This window comes from Pseudomonas sp. TE6283, from assembly GCF_054060555.1.
The window spans coordinates 111,768-132,596 of sequence record NZ_JBSSDH010000013.1; the positions used below are offsets into that span (position 1 = coordinate 111,768).

14 protein-coding genes are annotated in these 20,829 nt (G+C 64.7%); 6 read left to right on the plus strand and 8 right to left on the minus strand.

The annotated features are described in order from the left end of the window. Nucleotides 1-160 precede the first annotated feature (160 nt). Entirely contained in the window at nt 161-3,094 is a 2,934-nt protein-coding gene (gene glnE / locus ACVWZ5_RS17840) for a bifunctional [glutamate--ammonia ligase]-adenylyl-L-tyrosine phosphorylase/[glutamate--ammonia-ligase] adenylyltransferase (RefSeq protein WP_457340770.1), read from the minus strand. 383 nt (nt 3,095-3,477) lie between these two features. Here glnE and aceE point away from each other — a divergent pair, with 383 nt between their 5' ends. The 5 genes from aceE (at nt 3,478) to ACVWZ5_RS17865 (ending at nt 12,155) form a co-directional block, all read left to right on the plus strand. Continuing rightward, a complete protein-coding gene (aceE, locus tag ACVWZ5_RS17845; RefSeq protein ID WP_028689093.1) occupies nt 3,478-6,123 on the plus strand; it encodes a pyruvate dehydrogenase (acetyl-transferring), homodimeric type in 2,646 nt (881 codons plus the stop codon). A 13-nt stretch (nt 6,124-6,136) separates the two neighbouring features. After that, a complete protein-coding gene (aceF, locus tag ACVWZ5_RS17850; protein WP_084942052.1) occupies nt 6,137-7,768 on the plus strand; it encodes a dihydrolipoyllysine-residue acetyltransferase in 1,632 nt (543 codons plus the stop codon). Between the two features lie 300 nt (nt 7,769-8,068). After that, nucleotides 8,069-10,762, plus strand: a complete 2,694-nt coding sequence (locus ACVWZ5_RS17855; RefSeq protein ID WP_084942053.1) for a putative bifunctional diguanylate cyclase/phosphodiesterase — start codon at nt 8,069-8,071, stop codon at nt 10,760-10,762. Nucleotides 10,763-10,868: 106 nt separating this feature from the next. After that, nucleotides 10,869-11,537: a peptide-methionine (S)-S-oxide reductase MsrA gene (gene msrA, locus ACVWZ5_RS17860; protein ID WP_062575452.1), complete on the plus strand. Its 669-nt coding sequence runs from the start codon at nt 10,869-10,871 to the stop codon at nt 11,535-11,537. Between the two features lie 3 nt (nt 11,538-11,540). Continuing rightward, a complete protein-coding gene (locus tag ACVWZ5_RS17865) occupies nt 11,541-12,155 on the plus strand; it encodes a glutathione S-transferase (protein WP_062575453.1) in 615 nt (204 codons plus the stop codon). Between the two features lie 101 nt (nt 12,156-12,256). Here ACVWZ5_RS17865 and creD read toward each other — a convergent pair whose 3' ends face one another. The 4 genes from creD to rloA2 form a co-directional block, all read right to left on the minus strand. Continuing rightward, nucleotides 12,257-13,585, minus strand: a complete 1,329-nt coding sequence (gene creD, locus ACVWZ5_RS17870) for a cell envelope integrity protein CreD (RefSeq protein ID WP_084942054.1) — start codon at nt 13,583-13,585, stop codon at nt 12,257-12,259. Nucleotides 13,586-13,750: 165 nt separating this feature from the next. Further along, on the minus strand, nt 13,751-15,184 hold the full coding sequence (gene creC, locus ACVWZ5_RS17875) for a two-component system sensor histidine kinase CreC (RefSeq protein ID WP_084942055.1): 1,434 nt from the start codon (nt 15,182-15,184) through the stop codon (nt 13,751-13,753). After that, entirely contained in the window at nt 15,184-15,864 is a 681-nt protein-coding gene (gene creB, locus ACVWZ5_RS17880) for a two-component system response regulator CreB (protein WP_062575456.1), read from the minus strand. The genes creC and creB overlap by 1 nt, the downstream gene beginning before the upstream one ends. 108 nt (nt 15,865-15,972) lie before the next feature. Then, nucleotides 15,973-16,473 carry a retropepsin-like aspartic peptidase RloA2 gene (rloA2, locus tag ACVWZ5_RS17885; RefSeq protein ID WP_062575457.1) on the minus strand — a complete coding sequence of 167 codons (501 nt, stop codon included), beginning with the start codon at nt 16,471-16,473 and terminating at the stop codon, nt 15,973-15,975. Nucleotides 16,474-16,655: 182 nt separating this feature from the next. Between rloA2 and ACVWZ5_RS17890 the strand changes: the two genes are divergently transcribed. Beyond that, entirely contained in the window at nt 16,656-17,543 is an 888-nt protein-coding gene (locus ACVWZ5_RS17890) for an acyltransferase (RefSeq protein WP_062575458.1), read from the plus strand. 94 nt (nt 17,544-17,637) lie between these two features. Here ACVWZ5_RS17890 and ACVWZ5_RS17895 read toward each other — a convergent pair whose 3' ends face one another. From ACVWZ5_RS17895 to ACVWZ5_RS17905, 3 genes are all read right to left on the minus strand, one after another. Beyond that, on the minus strand, nt 17,638-17,985 hold the full coding sequence (locus ACVWZ5_RS17895; protein WP_084942056.1) for a YgiW/YdeI family stress tolerance OB fold protein: 348 nt from the start codon (nt 17,983-17,985) through the stop codon (nt 17,638-17,640). 115 nt (nt 17,986-18,100) lie between these two features. Beyond that, nucleotides 18,101-19,165, minus strand: coding sequence for a uroporphyrinogen decarboxylase (gene hemE / locus ACVWZ5_RS17900; protein WP_084942057.1), 1,065 nt, complete (start codon nt 19,163-19,165; stop codon nt 18,101-18,103). 237 nt (nt 19,166-19,402) lie between these two features. Continuing rightward, nucleotides 19,403-20,821 carry an FAD-dependent oxidoreductase gene (locus ACVWZ5_RS17905; protein ID WP_062575461.1) on the minus strand — a complete coding sequence of 473 codons (1,419 nt, stop codon included), beginning with the start codon at nt 20,819-20,821 and terminating at the stop codon, nt 19,403-19,405. Between the last annotated feature and the right edge of the window lie 8 nt (nt 20,822-20,829).

Consider the following 20,829-nt stretch of genomic DNA (forward strand, 5'->3'; position numbering starts at 1 on the left):
CCTGGCCTCCCCTCTTTATATTCAGGCTATGTGGCGGACAGTGTACCACCGAGGGCGCGTTGCGCCCTTTTCGCCGGCAAGCCGGCTCCCACAATGGACCACATTCTCCTGCGGGAGCCGGCTTGCCGGCGAAAAGGGCCGCACAGCGGCCCCAACAACCTCAAGTCAGACCCAGTTCACTCCAGATCCGCCTTACCTCACGACGCTCATCGACAAACTGCGCCGCATCGATCACCCCTGCCTGCTTCTGCAGGGCCTGGCGGTGCGACGCCGAGCGGAACGCCTTGTACACCTCGCGCAGCAGCACGGCGTCGGCGGCGGGCATCAGCCCGGCCTGCTCCAGCTCTTCGAGGATGCGGATGTTATCGGTCCAGCGCAGTATGGCCGGATGGTCGTGGGACCAGGCCAAAGCGGCGTATTGCACCATAAATTCGATATCCACGATACCGCCGGCATCCTGCTTGATATCGAACGGCTGACCGGCCTCGAAGGCATTGCCCGCGGTGCCGGCGGCAGTGAGCTTGGTGCCCAGGTTGTCGCGCATCTTGGCGCGCATCTCGCTGACTTCGACGCGCAGCTTGTCGAGGTCGCGTGGCTGGCCGAGGACCTGCGCCCGCACCGCCTCGAAGGCCGTCGCCACCTGCTTGCAACCCACCAATACGCGGGCCCGCACCAGTGCCTGGTGCTCCCAGGTCCAGGCCTCGTTCTGCTGGTAGCGCTCGAAGGCGCCCAGTGAGCTGACCAGCAGCCCCGAGGCGCCGGAGGGACGCAGGCGCATGTCCACGTCGTAGAGCTGGCCGGAGTTGGTCTGGGTGGTCAGCAGGTGGATGATGCGCTGGCCCAGGCGAGTGTAGAACTGCGCGCTGTCGATGGGCTTGGCGCCGTCGGTTTCGGCATTCGGGTCGCCATCATGGATGAACACCAGGTCCAGGTCAGAACCATGGCCCAACTCCAGGCCGCCGACCTTGCCGTAGCCGACGATGATGAAGCCCGGGTCGCACAGGCTGCCGTCGCTGCGCTTGGGCTGGCCGTGGCGCGCCACGGTCTGGCGCCAGGCCAGGGCCAGCACCTGGTCGAGAATCGCCTCGGCCAGCCAGGTCAGGTAGTCGCTGACCTTCATCAAGGGCAGGTTGCCGCTGATTTCCGAGGCGGCCACGCGCAGGTTGTGGGCCAGCTTGAAGTGGCGCAGGGCCTCCATCTGCTGTTCCAGGTCATCCTCGGGAATGCGCGTCAGGCGCTCGCGCAGCTCGGCGGCCAGCTCCGGCGCCAACGGCGGACTGAACAACCGGCCTTCATTGAGCAGTTCGTCGAGCAGCAGCGGGTAGCGGGCCATCTGCTCGGCAATCCACGGGCTGGCGGCGCACAGGGTCAGCAGGCGGCGCAGGGCGCCGGGGTTCTCGGTGAGCAGCACCAGGTACGCCGAGCGCCGCGCCACGGCCTCGACCAATGGCAGCACCCGCTCCAGCACCAGGTCGGGGTTGTCGTGCTCGACCGCCTGGGCCAGCAGCCGCGGAATGAAGGCATCCAGGCGCTCGCGACCGATGCGCTGCATCGAGCGCAGGGTCGGGCTGGCCCGCAACGCGGTCAGGCGGCGCAGGGCCTCGGCCGGCTGCCGGAAGCCCGCCTCCTCCAATTGACGGGACGCGGCATCTTCATCCTGGGCCTGCTCCCACAGGGGCGACCACTCGCCGCCGACCACCAGTTCGCCTTCGGCCTCATCTTCATCCGGGTCGGCGATGACCTGGCGGAAATGCCAGTCGATACGCCCGCGCCAGTGCATCAATTGGCCGTGGAAGCTGTCCCAGTCGGCGAAGCCGAGCATGTAGGCGATGCGCGCGCGGTCGGTCGGGTCGTCCGGCAGCATCTGGGTCTGGCGGTCGGCGATGGCCTGGATCGCGTGCTCGGTGTAGCGCAGGAATTCATAGCCGTCGCGCAGCTCGGCGACCACGGCCGGAGGCAGGTAGCCCTGCCCTTCCAGGGTGGTCAGCACCTTGAGTAACGGCCGCTGTTGCAGGCTCAGGTCGCGCCCGCCGTGAATCAGCTGGAACGCCTGGGCGATGAACTCCACCTCGCGAATGCCGCCGGCACCGAGCTTGATGTTGTCGGCCATGCCCTTGCGCCGCACTTCCTGCTGGATCAGCTGCTTCATGGTGCGCAGCGCCTCGATGGCGGAGAAGTCCAGGTAGCGCCGGTAGACGAACGGCCGCAGCATCTCCTGCAAGTGCGCGCCGGCCACCTGATCGCCAGCGACCACTCGCGCCTTGATCATGGCGTAGCGCTCCCAGTCACGGCCCTGGTCCTGGTAGTACTGCTCCAGGGCATTGAAGCTGAGCACCAGCGCACCAGCAGAGCCATAAGGGCGCAGGCGCATGTCGACGCGGAATACGAAGCCGTCGACGGTGACCGGGTCGAGCGCCTTGATCAGGCGCTGGCCCAGGCGGGTGAAGAACTCCTGGTTGTCCAGCGAGCGCTTGACCCCTTCGGTTTCGCCGCCCTCGGGGAAGGCGAAGATCAAGTCGATGTCGGACGACAGGTTCAACTCCACCGCGCCCAGCTTGCCCATGCCCAGCACCACCAGGTGCTGGGGCTGGCCGCTGCGGTTGCCGATGGGCGTGCCGAACTGCTGGCAGTGGCGCGGGTACAGCCATTGATAGGCTTCGTCGATGCTGGCGTCGGCCAGGTCGGACAGGTCGCGGCAGGTCTCGGGCAACGCGGCCTGGCGGGTAATGTCGCGCCAGATGATGCGCAGTTGCTGGCGGTTGCGCTCGCGGCGCAGGTTGCGCGCCAACTCGTCCTCATTCTGGGCGGCATCGGCCGCGGCATTGATCTGCGCACGCAGCTGGCCCGGCGCGTAGGCCTGGTCCATCGTGCCGCTGGCCAGCAGTTCGAACAGCATCGCCGGATCACGCTGGGCCTGGGCCAGGACGAAATCGCTGGCGGCGGCGACCTGGTCGAACTGGCGTCGGTGCTCGGCGCTCAGGCTGTCCAGATCCAGCTCGGGGTGACCAATCAAGGCATCGCGCATGAATTGCTGGTTGCGAGCGACCAGCGGTTGGAGGACAGCAGGCAGATCGAGCGGCAAAGGCAGGCGCATGGTCTATCCTTGATCGGCGTGAAAGAGAGCGGTTGCGCAGGGCAAACGGGGGTTGGACCACGGTTGGACTGTCGTACAAAAGTTGGAAATAGCTGAAATAGACGAAAAATTGGCAAAACCCATCAAAATCTACCTGTCAGCGACACACCACCAACCAACATGAACGTTTTTCCTCACAACCCGGGATGCGACCAAACGTCGCATTTGTGTAGTTTTACTACTACTCATGACCTGCCAAAGCATGAAATGAGAAAGCATTTGTAGTAAAACTACACCGCGCCGGATGACTGTCCGGTAATCCAAGAATTCACGACGTCTGCCCATAAGGCCAGTCGCAAACTCAGGCCATCGATTCTGGTGGCCTTTCCGCCCTGGAGCAAGCCATGCAAGACCTCGATCCAATCGAAACCCAGGAATGGCTGGATGCCCTGGAGTCGGTCCTCGACAAAGAAGGCGAAGACCGCGCTCATTACCTGATGACCCGTATGGGCGAGCTGGCCACCCGTAGTGGCTCGCAGCTGCCGTATGCCATCACCACGCCGTACCGCAACACCATCCCTGTCACCCACGAAGCACGCATGCCTGGCGACCTGTTCATGGAACGCCGCATCCGCTCGATGGTGCGTTGGAACGCCCTGGCCATGGTCATGCGCACCAACCTGAAAGACTCGGACCTGGGCGGACACATCTCCAGCTTCGCCTCCAGCGCCACCCTGTACGACATCGGCTTCAACTACTTCTTCCAGGCCCCGACCGAAGAACACGGCGGCGACCTGATCTTCTTCCAGGGCCACGCCTCGCCAGGCGTCTACGCCCGTGCCTTCATGGAAGGCCGCATCAGCGAAGACCAGATGAACAACTTCCGTCAGGAAGTGGACGGCAACGGCCTGTCTTCGTACCCGCACCCATGGCTGATGCCTGACTTCTGGCAGTTCCCGACCGTATCGATGGGTCTGGGTCCGATCCAGGCCATCTACCAGGCGCGCTTCATGAAGTACCTGGAAGCCCGTGGCTTCATCCCGGCCGGCAAGCAGAAGGTCTGGTGCTTCATGGGCGACGGCGAGTGCGACGAGCCGGAATCCCTGGGCGCGATCGCCCTGGCCGGCCGCGAGAAGCTGGACAACCTGATTTTCGTCATCAACTGCAACCTGCAGCGCCTCGACGGCCCGGTTCGCGGCAACGGCAAGATCATCCAGGAACTCGAAGGCGTGTTCCGTGGCGGTGGCTGGAACGTCAACAAAGTCGTCTGGGGCCGCTTCTGGGACCCACTGCTGGCCAAGGACACCAACGGTGCCCTGCAGCGCCGCATGGACGAAGTCATCGACGGCGAGTACCAGAACTACAAAGCCAAAGACGGCGCGTACGTTCGTGAGCACTTCTTCAACACCCCAGAGCTCAAGGCCATGGTCGAAGACCTGTCCGACGACGAGATCTGGAAGCTCAACCGTGGCGGCCACGACCCGTACAAGGTCTACGCGGCGTACCACCAGGCTGTGAACCACAAAGAGCAGCCGACCGTCATCCTGGCCAAGACCATCAAGGGTTACGGTACCGGTGCCGGCGAAGCCAAGAACACCGCGCACAACACCAAGAAGGTCGACGTCGACAGCCTGCGTCACTTCCGTGACCGCTTCGACATCCCGGTCAAGGATGCCGACCTTGAGAACCTGCCGTTCTTCAAGCCCGAAGAAGGCTCCGCCGAAGCCAAGTACCTGGCCGAGCGCCGCGCTGCCCTGGGCGGTTTCGTGCCACAGCGCCGTGCCAAGAGCTTCAGCGTGCCGACCCCGCCACTGGAAACGCTGAAAGCGATCCTGGACGGCTCGGGCGACCGCGAAATCTCCACCACCATGGCCTTCGTGCGCATCCTGGCGCAGTTGGTCAAGGACAAGGACATCGGCCAGCGCATCGTCCCGATCATCCCGGACGAAGCCCGTACCTTCGGTATGGAAGGCATGTTCCGCCAGCTGGGCATCTACTCGTCGGTCGGCCAGCTCTACGAGCCAGTCGATAAAGACCAGGTGATGTTCTACCGCGAAGACAAGAAGGGCCAGATCCTCGAGGAAGGCATCAACGAAGCCGGCGCCATGTCGTCGTTCATCGCCGCCGGTACCTCGTACAGCTGCCACAACCAGCCGATGCTGCCGTTCTACATCTTCTACTCGATGTTCGGCTTCCAGCGTATCGGCGACCTGGCCTGGGCCGCCGGCGACAGCCGCACCCGTGGCTTCCTGATCGGCGGTACCGCCGGCCGTACCACCCTCAACGGTGAAGGCCTGCAGCACGAAGACGGTCACAGCCACATGATGGCGGGCACCATCCCGAACTGCCGCACCTACGATCCGACCTACGGCTACGAGCTGGCGGTGATCATCCAGGACGGCATGAAGAAGATGACCGAAGAGCAACAGGACATCTTCTACTACATCACCGTGATGAACGAGTCGTACCAGCAGCCAGCCATGCCGGCCGGTGTCGAGGACGGCATCATCAAGGGCATGTACCTGCTCGAGGAAGACACCCGCGAAGCCGCGCACCACGTACAGCTGATGGGCTCCGGCACCATCCTGCGCGAAGTCCGCGAGGCCGCGAAGATCCTGCGTGAAGAGTTCAACGTCGGCGCCGACGTATGGAGCGTCACCAGCTTCAACGAACTGCGTCGCGACGGCCTGGCCGTGGAGCGCGCCAACCGCCTCAAGCCTGGCCAGAAGCCTCAGAAGACCTACGTCGAAGAGTGCCTGGGCGGTCGCAAGGGCCCGGTCATCGCTTCCACCGACTATATGAAGCTGTTCGCCGAGCAGATTCGCCAGTGGGTACCGAGCAAAGAGTTCAAGGTCCTGGGTACCGACGGTTACGGTCGCAGCGACAGCCGCAAGAAGCTGCGTCACTTCTTCGAAGTCGACCGCCACTTCGTGGTGCTGGCTGCCCTGGAAGCCCTGGCTGACCGTGGCGAGATCGAACCCAAGGTTGTGGCTGACGCCATCGTCAAGTTCGGCATCGATCCGGACAAGCGCAACCCACTGGACTGCTGAGGAGTATTTTTAAGTGAGCGAACTCATTCGCGTACCTGACATCGGCAGCGGTGAAGGTGAAATCATCGAGCTGTTCGTCAAGGTCGGTGACCGTATCGAGGCTGACCAGAGCCTGCTGACCCTGGAGTCCGACAAGGCCTCCATGGAGATCCCCGCGCCGAAGGCCGGTGTGGTCAAGGAACTGAAGGTCAAGCTGGGCGACCGCCTGAAAGAAGGCGACGAGCTGCTGGTCCTGGAAGTCGAGGGCGCCGCTGCGGCGCCTGAGGCTCCGGCCGCCGCGCCTGCCCAGGCTGCGGCTCCCGCGCCTGCCGCCGAAGCCGCCCCTGCTCCCGCTCCGGCCGCAGCCCCGGCTGCCGCCAGCGTGCAGGACATCCACGTGCCGGACATCGGCTCGTCGGGCAAGGCCAAGATCATCGAAGTGCTGGTCAAGGTCGGCGATACCGTCGAAGCCGACCAGTCGCTGATCACCCTGGAGTCCGACAAGGCCTCCATGGAGATCCCGTCGCCTAGCGCCGGTGTGATCGAAGCCGTGCTGTGCAAGCTGGAAGACGAAGTGGGCACCGGCGACCTGATCTTCAAGATCAAGGCAGCAGGCGCCGCCCCTGCTGCAGCGCCAGCTCCGGCCGCTGCTGCTCCGGCTGCCGCTCCTGCCCCAGCCGCTGCACCTTCCGCCGCCGCGCCGGCTGCTGCTCCAGCTCCAGTCGCCACCGCGCCGGCCGCAGGCAGCAACGCCAAGGTTCACGCAGGCCCGGCCGTTCGTCAGCTGGCCCGTGAATTCGGTGTCGACCTGGGCGCGGTTGCCGCCACCGGTCCGCACGGCCGTATTCTGAAAGAAGACGTTCAAGTTTACGTCAAGGCCATGATGCAGAAGGCCAAGGAAGCTCCAGCCGCCGGTGCTACCGGTGGTGCAGGCATCCCGCCGATCCCGGCCGTGGACTTCAGCAAGTTCGGTGAAGTGGAAGAAGTGGCCCTGACCCGCCTGATGCAGGTCGGTGCCGCCAACCTGCACCGCAGCTGGCTGAACGTGCCGCACGTGACCCAGTTCGACTCCGCCGACATCACCGAGCTGGAAGCCTTCCGCGTCGCGCAGAAGGCCGTGGCCGAGAAGGCTGGCGTCAAGCTGACCGTGCTGCCGCTGCTGCTCAAGGCCTGCGCCTTCCTGCTCAAGGAACTGCCGGACTTCAACAGCTCGCTGGCGCCAAGCGGCAAGGCGATCATCCGCAAGAAGTACGTGCACATCGGCTTCGCCGTGGACACCCCGGACGGTCTGCTGGTCCCGGTGATCAAGAACGTCGACCAGAAGAGCCTGCTGCAACTGGCTGCCGAAGCTGCCGCGCTGGCCGAGAAAGCCCGCACCAAGAAGCTTTCGGCCGACGAGATGCAGGGCGCCTGCTTCACCATCTCCAGCCTCGGCCACATTGGCGGCACCGGCTTCACGCCGATCGTCAACGCGCCTGAGGTGGCGATCCTCGGTGTGTCCAAGGCGACCATGCAGCCGGTCTGGGACGGCAAGGCCTTCCAGCCGAAGCTGATGCTGCCGCTGTCGCTGTCCTACGATCACCGTGTGATCAACGGCGCCGCCGCCGCGCGCTTCACCAAGCGCCTGGGCGACGTGCTGGGCGACATCCGCACCATGCTGCTGTAACGCTGCACGCTGCCCCTCCCCGGAGGGGCAGCCCCGTTTTCGAGCTGCCACGCTCGTACCTCAACCCCGCCAATTGGCGGGGCTTTTTTTGCCCGCATGAATGTCACGGCCTTGTAGAAACCAGCTTGCTGGCGAACAGGTGGATGGTTCGCCAGCAAGCTGGCGCCTACAGATTTCATGCAACTGGCCGACAACCTGTTCACAGCATCCCCCATGGCCGCTTGCCAGCCCCAGGGACATGATGCAACCTTGCCCGATGCGCCGTGCTCCAGGCCGCGCCCCAGTTCAAGCGAGTCTTCGATGAAAAGCCAACCCGATGCCGCCAGCCGTGTGGCGGCCGAGGTCGTGACGCAGCTTCCCGTGCCCTCGCGGCTCGGCATGCTGCGTTTCGAGCGGCTGAACGAAGCCAGCTGGGCCATGCTTTACCTCGACCCGGCCTGCGACCGCCAGTTCGGCCTGCCCGCCGCCGAGCTCTGCGCCCTGATCGGTTCGCCCTACGCCAGCCTCATGGAGCCGGAAGCACGCTACAAGCTGCACGACGAGATCCAGCTGCAGCTGGCTCAGCGCGGCTACTACCGGGTTAGCTACACCCTGCACGCCTGCCCGGCGCCGCTGCGCCTGCTGGAGGTCGGGGAAAGCTACAAGCAGCACAACCGCCAGCTGCTGCGCGGCTACCTGACGGTGTGCGACGACCACCGCCAGGACACCCCGGACCTCGACGCCAACGACCTGGAGTCGCGCAACAACCGCCTGCAACTGGCCCTGCAACTGAACCAGCGCGCCCAACAAGAGCAGCTCGAACACCTGGAGCGGGTTCGCGCCCAGCAGGACCTGATCCTGCGCCTGGCGCGCCAGCGCTACAGCATCGGCAACTCGCTGCTCGAAGCCGCCGAGCTGATCACCCGCAGTGCCTGCGAGATCTACAAGGTCGACTGCGCCAGCATCTGGTACCTGAACGACCAGCGCCTGGAGCCGATCAGCGCCTGGTACAGCCGCGACCAACAGCACCGCATGCCCGAGGCGATCGACGCCAGCCGCTTTCCGGACTATCTGGAAGCCCTGCACGCCAGCCGCGCCATCGACGCCCACAACGCCAGCCACGACCCGCGCACCCGCGAGATGGCCGAATCGCTGTACAGCACCGACGACAACGCCATGCTCGATGCCAGTGTCCGCATCGACGGCCAAGTGGTCGGCGTGCTGTGCCTGGAGCAGACCGGCCAGCCACGGGCCTGGCAGTCGGACGAGATCGCCTTCGCTGGCGAGCTGGCCGACCAGTTCGCCCAAGTCATCAACAACCACAACCGGCGTACCGCCGCCAGCGCCCTGCACCTGTTCCAGCGCGCCGTGGAACAGAGCGCCAGCGCCTTCCTGCTGGTCAACCGCGACGGCGTGGTGGAATACGTCAACCCCAGCTTCACCGCGATCACCCAGTACAGCACCGAGGAGGTCCAGGGCCATCACCTGGCCGAACTGCCGGCGCTGGAAAACTTGAGCGAGCTGCTGTTCGACTCACCGTCCAGCCTGGCCATGGGCAACAGCTGGCAAGGCGAGTTCAAAAGCCGGCGCAAGAACCTCGAGCCCTACTGGGGCCAGCTATCGATCTCCAAGGTGTACGGCGACAACCGCGAGCTGACCCACTACATCGGCATCTACGAGGATGTGACCCAGACCAAGCTGGCCCAGCAGCGCATCGAGCGCCTGGCCTACACCGACAACCTGACCAACCTGGGCAACCGCCCGGCGTTCATCCGCAACCTCGACGAGCGCTTCGCCCGCGACAGCGCCAGCCCCATCTGCCTGCTGCTGGTGGACATCGACAACTTCAAGCGGATCAACGACAGCCTCGGCCACCAGACCGGCGACAAGCTGCTGATCAGCCTGGCCCGGCGCCTGCGCAACAGCCTGGCCAACGGCGGCAGCCTGGCGCGCTTCGCCAGCAACGAGTTCGCCGTGCTGCTGGACGACACCAGCCTGGAAAATGGCCAGGGCGTCGCCCACCAGTTGCTGCGCACCCTCGACAAACCGATGTTCGTCGACAACCAGCTGATCAACGTCACCGCCTCCGTGGGCCTGGCCTGCGCGCCGCTGCACGGCAGCGACCCGGCCACCCTGATGAAGAACGCGGGCCTGGCCCTGCACAAGGCCAAGGCCAACGGCAAGCACCAGGTCCAGGTGTTCACCGAAGTGCTCAACGCCGAGGCCAGCTACAAGCTGTTCGTCGAGAACAACCTGCGCCGCGCCCTGACCCAGAACGAACTGGAAGTGTTCTACCAGCCCAAGCTGTGCCTGCGCAGCGGCCGCCTGCTCGGCCTGGAGGCGCTGCTGCGCTGGAACCACCCCGAGCGCGGCATGATCCGCCCCGACCAGTTCATCAGCGTGGCCGAGGAAACCGGCCTGATCATCCCCATCGGCAAGTGGGTGGTGCGCCAATCCTGCCGCATGAGCCAGCAGTTGCGCGAAGCCGGCTTCGGCAACCTGCACGTGGCCATCAACCTGTCGCCCAAGCAGTTCTCCGATCCCGAGCTGGTCAGTTCGATCGGCAGCATCCTCAAGGAAGAAGCCCTGCCGCCGCACCTGCTGGAGCTGGAACTGACCGAAGGCCTGCTGCTGGAAGCCACCGAGGACACCCACCGCCAGCTCGACGAGCTCAAGGCCCTGGGCCTGACCCTGGCCATGGACGACTTCGGCACCGGCTACTCGTCGCTGAGCTACCTGAAGAAGTTCCCGATCGACATCATCAAGATCGACCGCAGCTTCATCAACGAGATCCCCGACAACCAGGACGACATGGAGATCACCTCGGCGGTGGTGGCCATGGCCCACAACCTCAAGCTCAAGGTGGTCGCCGAAGGAATCGAGACGCCCGAGCAGCTGGCGTTCCTACGCCGGCACCGCTGCGACGTCGGCCAGGGCTACCTGTTCGACCGGCCGATTCCGGGGCGCGAGCTGAACGACAAGCTGCGCCGCTACCCGCGTGGGCCGGTGGACTGACAGCGGCGCCAACCTCGGGCACTATAGGAACCATTCGGGCCTCACCGCCGGCAGGCCGGCGATTGGGCCAACACCTGTCCAACTGAAAAGACACAGAGGAACGGCCATGGTCCTGCGTTCGGAAATCCTGGTGAACAAAAACGTCCTGCCCACCGCGGAACAGGCCCTGCCTGGCCGCGAAACCCCGATGCCCCTGCCCGAGTTCCACTACGTGTTCGAAGGCACCCCGCTGCTCGGCCCGTTCTTCGAAGGCGACATCGACTTCGCCATCTTCGGCCTGGGCTGCTTCTGGGGCGCCGAGCGCCGTTTCTGGCAGCGCGAAGGCGTGGTCAGCACCGTGGTCGGCTACGCCGGCGGTTTCACCCCCAACCCCACGTACGAGGAAGTCTGCTCGGGCCTGACCGGCCACACCGAGGTGGTGCTGGTGGTGTTCGACAAGAACCGGGTCAGCTACCGCGAGCTGCTGGCGATGTTCTGGGAGTTGCACAACCCGACCCAGGGCATGCGCCAGGGCAACGATGTCGGCACTCAGTACCGCTCGGCGATCTACTGCACCTCGCCGCAGCAGCTCGATGAAGCCAACGCGAGCAAGGCCGCCTTCCAGGCCGAGCTGAGCAAGGCCGGCTTCGGTGAGATCACCACCGAGATCGCCCAGGCGCCGACCGTGTACTTCGCCGAGGCCTACCACCAGCAGTACCTGGCCAAGAACCCGGAAGGCTACTGCGGCATCGGCGGCACCGGCGTGTGCCTGCCGCCCAGCCTGCAGGGCAACTGAACCATGATCCTGTTCCATTCGCCGCTGTCGCCATTCGTGCGCAAGGTGATGATCGTGCTGCACGAGACCGGCCAGTTGGACCGCGTCACCGTGCAGGGCGTGAACATCAGCCCGGTGAACGGCGACGCGCAGCTCAACCAGGGCAACCCGATCGGCAAGATCCCGGCCCTGCGCCTGGACGACGGCAGCGTGCTGCACGACAGCCGGGTGATCTGCGAGTACCTCGACAGCCAGCACGTCGGCCTGCCGCTGATCCCCCGCGAGGGCTCGGCACGCTGGCGGCGTCTGACCCTGGCCTCTCAGGCCGACGCGATCATGGATGCGGCAGTGGCCACCCGCTACGAGACCTTCCTGCGCCCGGCAGACAAGCAGTGGGACGGTTGGGTGCAGGCACAGGGCGAGAAGATCCGCCGCAGCCTGGCGAGCCTGGAGCGCGAGCACCTGCCTGAGATCGCCTCGGGGTTCGATATCGCCGCGATCGGGGCGGCCTGTGCGTTGGGGTATCTGGACCTGCGCCAGCCTGAGTTCGATTGGCGTGGGCTGTATCCAGGGCTGGCGGCGTGGTATGCCGAGGTGGCAAAGCGACCGTCGATGGTGGCTACAGCTCCGTTAGCCTGAGACTCCGCCAGCGAGGGCTTCGCCCTCGTTTCACCTCGACACTGCAGGAAACAACAGACCAATCCTCACGGCCAACCACCGCCCGATCTCTCTATCCTCCCTCATACCGCCCTCCCCACCCGCGACCAGTCCAGCCGACGGGTCAGCACCATGAACACACCCAGCAACCCGAAGCAAAGCAGCGAGCCCATCAGCAGGGCGTAGTCCTCGGCGCTGAGCAGCCCGTAGAGCATCGCGTACAACGCCGCCAGCCCGGCCGCAAAGCCCACGCCACGCCCCAGGCTGCGCAGTACATGAACCAGATAGAAGCCGATCAGCAGCACGCATCCTGACGCCGACAGCCCGTAGGCCAGGCCAAACCCCAGGTGCTCGGACAGCGACAGCAACAGCAAGTAGAAGAACGCCAGGGCCACGCCCACCAGGATGTACTGCACCGGGTGCACGCTGAAGTTCTTGAGCACTTCGAACAGGAAGAAGCCGGCAAAAGTCAGGGCGATGAACAGCAGCGCATACTTGATCGCCCGTTCGCTCTTGAGGTACTGGTCCACCGGGTCGACGAAGCTGACGCCAAAAGCACGCTCGTTGAAATCACCGCATTTGCCGACGGTCGCGCAAAGGCGCATGGACTCTTCCAGGTTGGTGGCGAAGAACGAGGTCTGCCAGTGGGCGCTGAAGCCCTTCTCATCGATCGCCCGGCGGCTGGGCAAGTAGCTGCCGACGAAGCTCGGGTGCGGCCAGTTGGCGCGCATGTCTACCGTGGTGCTGCGGCCGACCGGCAGCACCGCCAGCTGGCCGGTGCCCAGCAGGGCCAAGTCGAAGGCGTAGTCGAACTCGCGGGCCTTCTGGTCGCTGAACTGCGGCAGGGCCACATGCACGCCACCGGGCAACCAGCCGACGCCGCTGCCGGCCTCGAACGGCAGGCGCTGGTCATCCAGGGTGAGCTCCAGGCTGTTCTCGATGCCGCGAATGTCGCTGATGCCGACCATCAGGAACGGCTTGTCGAAGCGGTAGTCGTCGTAGTCCTTCTCGATCCCCCAGCGCTCGGGCAGCTTGAAGCGACCGCTGACCTGCCCCTTGGCATGGAACAGGCGCGCCTGGTAGATGCCGCGGGCGCGCAGCTCGGTATCGACACCGACATCCATCGCGAAGGTTTCCGGCAGGAAGTAGAGATTGCCGTGCATCGTGGTGGTCTCCTGGACGCTCGTGCCGTCCTTGTCGATCCAGCGCCGCTCGAACTTGCGATAGGGCACCACCAGTACCGGGCCGCTGACCAGCTGGTCGTAGCTGGAGCTCGCGGCGATCTCGCCCAGCACGTTGTTGCGCAGTTGCTGGCGTTCGTCGATCAGGCCGCCAATCATCAGCAAGGGGATCAGCAGCAGCAGGATCAGCACGGCGATCAGGCCGAGCTTGAAACCTAGGGTCTTGTTCATGGGGTAAGGCTCCGTTTGCGATGGGGGCAGTGTCTGCCCGCCGCGTGGAGCCCTCGGGGAGGAAATGTGGAGATTGTGTGGAGATTGGCGCCAAGCCCCGCCGTGGGAGCCGGCTTGTCGTGGCGACGAACCGCGACGAAAAGACCGCAAAGCGGCCCCGACCAATCAACTGACGCGACGCGCAGGCAGCCACAACCTCACCCGCACCCCACCCTCGACGTTGTCCACCGCCAGCCCCCCGCCATGCAACTGCATCACCTCGGCCACGAAGTTCAGCCCCAGCCCGGTGCTCTTGCGCCCGGTCCCGGGCCTTGGCAGCGAATAGAACCGCTCGCTGACCCGCCCCAGGGCGTATTCGGGAATCGGCTGCCCCTGGTTGAACAGGCTCAAGGCCACCCGCTCGCCGTCACGCTCCAGCTCGAAGGCCAGCGCGCCACGCTCGGGGGTGAAATCCAGCGCGTTGTCCAGCAGGTTGGCCAGGGCCTGACGCATCAGGAACGGATCGCACAGCAACCTGACGCCCGCCGGAATGCGCTGGCGCACCTGCAACGCGGCAGTGTCGATCCTCGCGCCATGGGCCAGCAGCAGCTCGTCGATCAGCGCTGCCACCGCCACCTGCTGCTCATCTTCCAATGCCTGCATCTGCTCGACCCGCGCCAGGTTGAGCAGGCGCTCGATCATCTGCTGCAGACGCTCGCTCTCGCGCTCGATGTTGCCGGCAAAGCGCGCTCGCTGCTCGTGCGGCATATCGCCCTGCAGTAGCTCCGAAGCACCTCGGATCGCCGCCAGCGGGCTCTTGAGCTCATGGGTGAGCGTGTGCACGTAGCGCTCGACATAGGCCTTGCCCTCCAGCTGGGTGCGCATGCGCTCCACCGCCGTCGCCAGCTGTAACAGCTCGCCGCCCTTGTAGTGCGGCAGCGCGGCGCGCTCGCCCTCGCTGACCGCCTGGGCGTAATGGGTGAGCCGGCGCAGCGAGCGGGTCAGCCACCACGACAAGGCCGCGCCGACCAGCAGCCCCAGCACGATCAATCCCAGCCCGAGAATGAGCAGGCGCCGCTCGGAGCGGTCGATGTAGGGCTGCAATGAGCTGTTCGGCTTGGCCACGGTGACCACGCCGATGATCTGGCCCTGGTCGAGGATCGGCGCCGCTACATGCATCACCGAAGTGCTTTCGTCGTCCGGATCGCTGCGGGTCGAACGGGCGCCGTACTGGCCGCGCAGGGTCAGGTAGACATCATTCCAACGTGAATAGTCCTTGCCCAGGTCCTGGCCGCTGGAGTCGAGCAGGACGATGCCCTTGGCGTCGGTCACGTAGATCCGGTGGCTGACCTGGTTCTTCGCCAGCCCCCAGATCTGCGCGCTGGGGCGCCGCTCGCCATAGGAGGCGAGCACCTGCGACAGGCGGCTCTGGTTCAGGGTGCCGTGCTTCACATCGTCGTGAAGGATCTCGGCCAGCAGGTTGGCGGTGTCCACCAGGGTTTCTTCCGATGATTGCCGCACCACCGGGCGTATCTGCTCGCGCACCGTGTTGAGCAGAAAGTAGCCCGCCAGGCCGACGAACAGGAAGTACACCAGGAAGATGCGGATGCCCAGGCGCATCAGGCGTGCTCAGGGCTGTAGCTGTAGCCCAGGCCGCGGTGGGTCTGGATAGCCTCGGCGTCGGGCGCGACCTGGCGCAGCTTGGCGCGCAGGCTCTTGATATGGCTGTCGATGGTGCGCTCGTAGCCGACGTCCGAAGCCACGCCGAGGCCGTCGAGCAGCTGTTCGCGGCTGAATACCCGGCGCGGTTGCGCAAGCAGGCTTTGTAGCAGGCGGAATTCGTGGCGGGTCAGCGTCAACGGCTGGCCACGGTAGCTGATGCGCATGGCCAGGGTGTCGAGCTGGAACGGCGTGCTTTCGCTGGCCGCGTCCGACCTGGGCGCCATGCGCTTGAGGATCGCCCGCACCCGCGCCGCTACCTCACGGGGGCTGAAGGGTTTGACCACGTAGTCGTCGGCACCGATCTCCAGGCCCAGCACCCGGTCGATCTCGGCGTCGCGGGCGCTGAGGAACATCACCGGCACCTCGCTGAAGCGGCGCAACTGGCGGCAGGTCTCGAAACCGTTGATGTCGGGCAGGCCGATGTCGAGGATCACCAGGTCGGCCGGACGCTGGCGCTGCTGCTCGACGGCGGCGCTGCCGAGGGTCACCCACTCGGTACTGTGGCCGTCGGCCTGCAGGGCGTACACCAGGGTGTCGGCGATGGCGGATTCGTCTTCGACGATAAGGATGTGGGGCATCTGAGCGGCAAGCCTCAAGCTGCAAGCTTCAAGTGAAAGCGGATCGCGGCAACTTACACCGATCCGCCGTTTCTTGCAGCTTGTCCCTTGTGGCTTGCCGCTGCCGTATCAGCAGTCCGGCTTGCCCGCCGTGAACTTCTTCGCAGGGTTCACCGCCGCCTTGAACTCGCGCAGGGCCTTGGCGCCCACCAGCAGCGGGTAGTTGAAGCTGCTGCGGTCGACCAGGTTGACCTCCACGGTTCGCTTCACATCGCCCAGGCATAGTTCCAGGTCGACCACCGGGCGGCGCGACAGCTCGGGGACATCGCCTTCGTCTTCCTCGTCGGCGCGGTTCTTGATCTTGCTGATGCGCGCCAGCTTGTGTTCGTAGACCTTGCCATTGGCATCCTTGGTGGCCAGGCGGAAACGCACCCAATCCTCGCCGTCACGGGTGAACTGCTCGATGTCCTTGGCCGACAGCGACGCAGTGTAGGCACCGGTGTCCATCTTGGCCTTCAGGGTTTCACCGATCTCCGGCAAGGCGATGTTCTCGTAGCGGCCATACAGGGTGGGCTCGGCGGCCATCGCCGGCAGCGCCAGAAGGGACAGCAGGGCAAGCAGGGGTTTCACGGGGCAGGCTTCCTTGAGAGGGGTCAGTGCTTAGACTGCGCAGGCAGGATAGGTTCGTTGCAACAGGGTAGACAACACAATGTGAAACATTTGTCCCAGTTAATGGGCGTACGACGTTTGGCTAAGGGCCAGACCCTGCTTATCATTGCCAACCGTTCACCTTACACAACAAGAGTCCCCTTATGCGTCGCCTGCTGACCGGCATCCTCACCCTCACCCTGCTGCTGCTCAACACCCTGGTGCTGATCGGCCCGTTGCTGGTCTTCGCTCTGCTCAAGCTGGTACTGCCCGGCCGTGGCCGCGACTACGCGTCAGCCGCGGTGATGTGGATCGCCGAGACCTGGTCGGAAATCGACAAGGCCATCTTCGCCCTGTGCATCCCCACCCAGTGGGACATCCGCGGCGTGGAAACCCTGCGCCAGGACACCTCGTACCTGTGCATCAGCAACCACCAGACCTGGGTCGATATCCCGGCGCTGATCGAAAGCCTCAACCGCCGCGTGCCGTTCTTCAAGTTCTTCCTCAAGAAGGAGCTGATCTGGGTGCCGCTGCTGGGCCTGGCCTGGTGGGGCCTGGATTACCCGTTCATGAAGCGCTACAGCAAGGCCTTCCTCGACAAGCATCCCGAACTCAAGGGCAAGGACCTGGAGATCACCAAGGCCGCCTGCGAGCTGTTCAAGCGCCAGCCGGTGACCGTGGTCAACTACCTCGAAGGCACCCGTTTCACCGAGGCCAAGCGCGAGCAGCAGCAGTCGCCCTATCGCCACCTGCTCAAGCCAAAGGCCGGCGGCGTGGCCTTCGTGCTGGCGGCGCTGGGCGAACAGCTGGACGCCCTGCTCGACGTGACCATCGTCTACCCGGGCGACAAGGCACCGGGGTTCTGGGACCTGCTCAACGGCAGCATCAGCCGGGTGATCATCGACATCCGCGTGCGCGAGCTGGACCCGAGGTTGAGTGAAGGCGACTACGAGAACGACCCGGCCTTCCGCCAGACGGTACAGGCCTGGGTGAACCAGCTGTGGGTCGAGAAGGACCAGCGAATCGAGGTGTTGCGCGCCGAAATGCCTTGAGGTCAATGGCAACAGCGCGGGCAACCCTGTTCTCGCGGGACGGGAACCGGACTTGTGCCGCGAAAGGGCTGCAAAGCAGCCCCATAATTGCCGATCAGTTGATGATCTCGACAATATCTACATCCACTTCGCGACTCATCAGGTGTTTCTCCACCTCGCCGCTCAGCTTGACCTTGGTCTTGTCGTTGAACGGCGTCGGCGGCAGGTCTTCGTCGTCGATCTCGACGGTGATGGTGCCAGTGTTGTCCTTGAACTCGTACTTGTCGTCGTTGTTTATCTTCTTGGTCACGAAGCCCTGGAGCACCACCGGGGTGTCGTCGGCAGCATCGTTGGCGGCGGCGACCGTAGTCACGGCCTGGGCGCCAGGGCCGGTGTAGCCGGCGGCCAGGGCGGCGGTGCTGAACAGTGGGGCGAGGATCAGGGGCAGGTAACGAGCTTTCATGGTGATCGGGTCCTGTTTGCGTTTTGATGGCCCCAGATTAACGACGATCGCTGAATTGAAACTTAATACAACAAAAAGCCCGGCACTTGGCCGGGCATCTCGCGTTGCACACCGATTACCGGTGGTACTGCGCCGACAGCTCATGCACGGCGTTGATGAACACGCCAGCGTGCTCCGGATCGACCTCGGGGGTGATGCCATGGCCGAGGTTGAACACATGGCCACTGCCCTTGCCGTAGCTGGCGAGGATGCGCGCCACTTCCTTGCGGATCGCCTCGGGCTTGGCGTACAGCACGGTCGGGTCCATGTTGCCCTGCAGCGCCACCTTGTCGCCGACACGGCGACGGGCGTCGCCAATCTCGCAGGTCCAGTCCAGGCCCAGGGCGTCGGCACCGGCCTGGGCGATGCTTTCCAGCCACAGGCCGCCGTTCTTGGTGAACAGGATCACCGGTATCTTGCGCCCTTCGTGCTCGCGGATCAGGCCGCTGACGATCTTGCGCATGTAGGCCAGGGAGAACTCCTGGTAGGCCGCCGCCGACAGGTTGCCGCCCCAGGTGTCGAAGATCTGCACGGCCTGCGCCCCAGCCAGGATCTGGCCATTGAGGTAGCTGGTGACCGACTGCGCCAGCTTGTCCAGCAGCAGGTGCAGGGCCTCGGGATTGTCGTAGGCCATGGCCTTGGTCTTGCGGAAGTCCTTCGACGAGCCGCCCTCGACCATGTAGGTGGCCAGGGTCCACGGGCTGCCGGAGAAGCCGATCAGCGGCACGCGGCCGTTGAGTTCGCGACGGATGGTGCTGACCGCGTCCATCACATAGCCAAGGTCCTTCTGCGGGTCGGGAATCGGCAGTGCCTCGATGTCGGCCAGGGTGCTGATGACCTTCTTGAAACGCGGGCCTTCGCCGGTCTCGAAGTACAGGCCCTGGCCCATGGCGTCGGGGATGGTGAGGATGTCCGAGAAGAGGATCGCCGCGTCCAGCGGGTAGCGGTCCAGCGGCTGCAGGGTGACCTCGCAGGCGAACTGCGGGTTCATGCACAGGCTCATGAAGTCGCCGGCCTTGGCGCGGCTGGCGCGGTACTCCGGCAGGTAGCGGCCGGCCTGGCGCATCATCCATACCGGGGTGACGTCTACGGGTTGCTTGAGCAGTGCACGCAGGAAACGATCGTTCTTCAGGGCAGTCATGTCGGCATCCGGAAAAAAAGTGCGGGCATTTTCTCAGACGCGGGCGCAAAAGGCACGGCCACGGCCATGCGTTTTGTCTATTGGGTGCCTTGGATCAAGCGTTTTTGTATACAAAATACCCTTGGGGCCGCTTTGCAGCCCTTTCACGACACAAGGCCGCTCCCCCATGAGGAATGCATTTCCCTGTGGGAGCGGCCTTGTGTCGCGAAAGGGCCGCAAAGCGGCCCCAACGATCGATCAGACTTCGAGGTAATCCAGGATGCCTTCGGCAGCGGTGCGGCCTTCGAAAATGGCGGTCACCACCAAGTCCGAGCCCCGTACCATATCACCACCGGCAAACACTTTCGGATTGCTGGTCTGGTGCTTGAACTTGCCCTTCTCCGGCGCGACCACGCGGCCCTGGCTGTCCAGCTGGATGCCATGCTGCTCGAACCACGGCGCCGGGCTCGGGCGGAAACCAAAGGCGATCACCACGGCATCGGCCGGCAGGATCTCCTCGGAGCCCGGGATCGGCTCGGGGCTGCGGCGGCCACGGGCATCCGGCTCGCCGAGACGGGTCTCGACCACCTTCACACCCTCGACCTTGTCTTCGCCAACGATGGCGATGGGCTGGCGGTTGTAGAGGAACTTCACGCCCTCTTCCTTGGCGTTCTTCACCTCTTTGCGCGAACCCGGCATGTTGGCCTCGTCACGGCGATAGGCGCAGGTTACCGACTTGGCGCCCTGACGGATCGAGGTGCGGTTGCAGTCCATCGCGGTGTCGCCACCACCCAGGACCACGACCTTCTTGCCCTGCATGTCGACGAAGTCTTCCGGTGACTTCTCGAAACCGAGGTTGCGGTTGACGTTGGCGATCAGGAAGTCCAGCGCGTCATGTACGCCCGGCAGGTCCTCGCCCGGGAAGCCGCCCTTCATGTAGGTATAGGTACCCATGCCCATGAACACCGCGTCGTACTCGGCGAGCAGTTGTTCCATGGTGATGTCGCGGCCGACCTCGGTGTTCAGGCGGAACTCGATGCCCATGCCGGTGAAGACTTCACGGCGATTGCTGAGCACAGTCTTTTCCAGCTTGAACTCGGGGATGCCGAAAGTCAGCAGACCACCAATCTCGGGGTTCTTGTCGAACACCACCGGGGTCACGCCCGCGCGCACCAGCACATCGGCGCAGCCCAGGCCCGCCGGGCCGGCACCGATGATGGCGACGCGCTTGCCGGTGGGCTTGACCTTGGACATGTCCGGGCGCCAGCCCATGGCGAAGGCGGTGTCGGTGATGTACTTCTCCACCGAGCCGATGGTCACCGCGCCGAAGCCGTCGTTCAGGGTGCAGGCCCCTTCGCACAGACGGTCCTGCGGGCACACGCGGCCGCACACTTCGGGCAGGGTGTTGGTCTGGTGCGACAGTTCAGCCGCGGCCAGGATGTTGCCTTCTGAGACCAGCTTCAACCAGTTGGGGATGAAGTTGTGCACCGGGCACTTCCATTCGCAATACGGGTTGCCGCAGCCCAGGCAGCGGTGCGCCTGCTCCACGGACTGCTGCGGCTTGAAGGGTTCGTAGATCTCGACGAACTCCTTCTTGCGCTGGCGCAGCAGCTTTTTCTTCGGGTCCTTGCGGCCCACTTCGATGAACTGGAAGTCGTTGCTCAGACGTTCAGCCATTTTTCAAA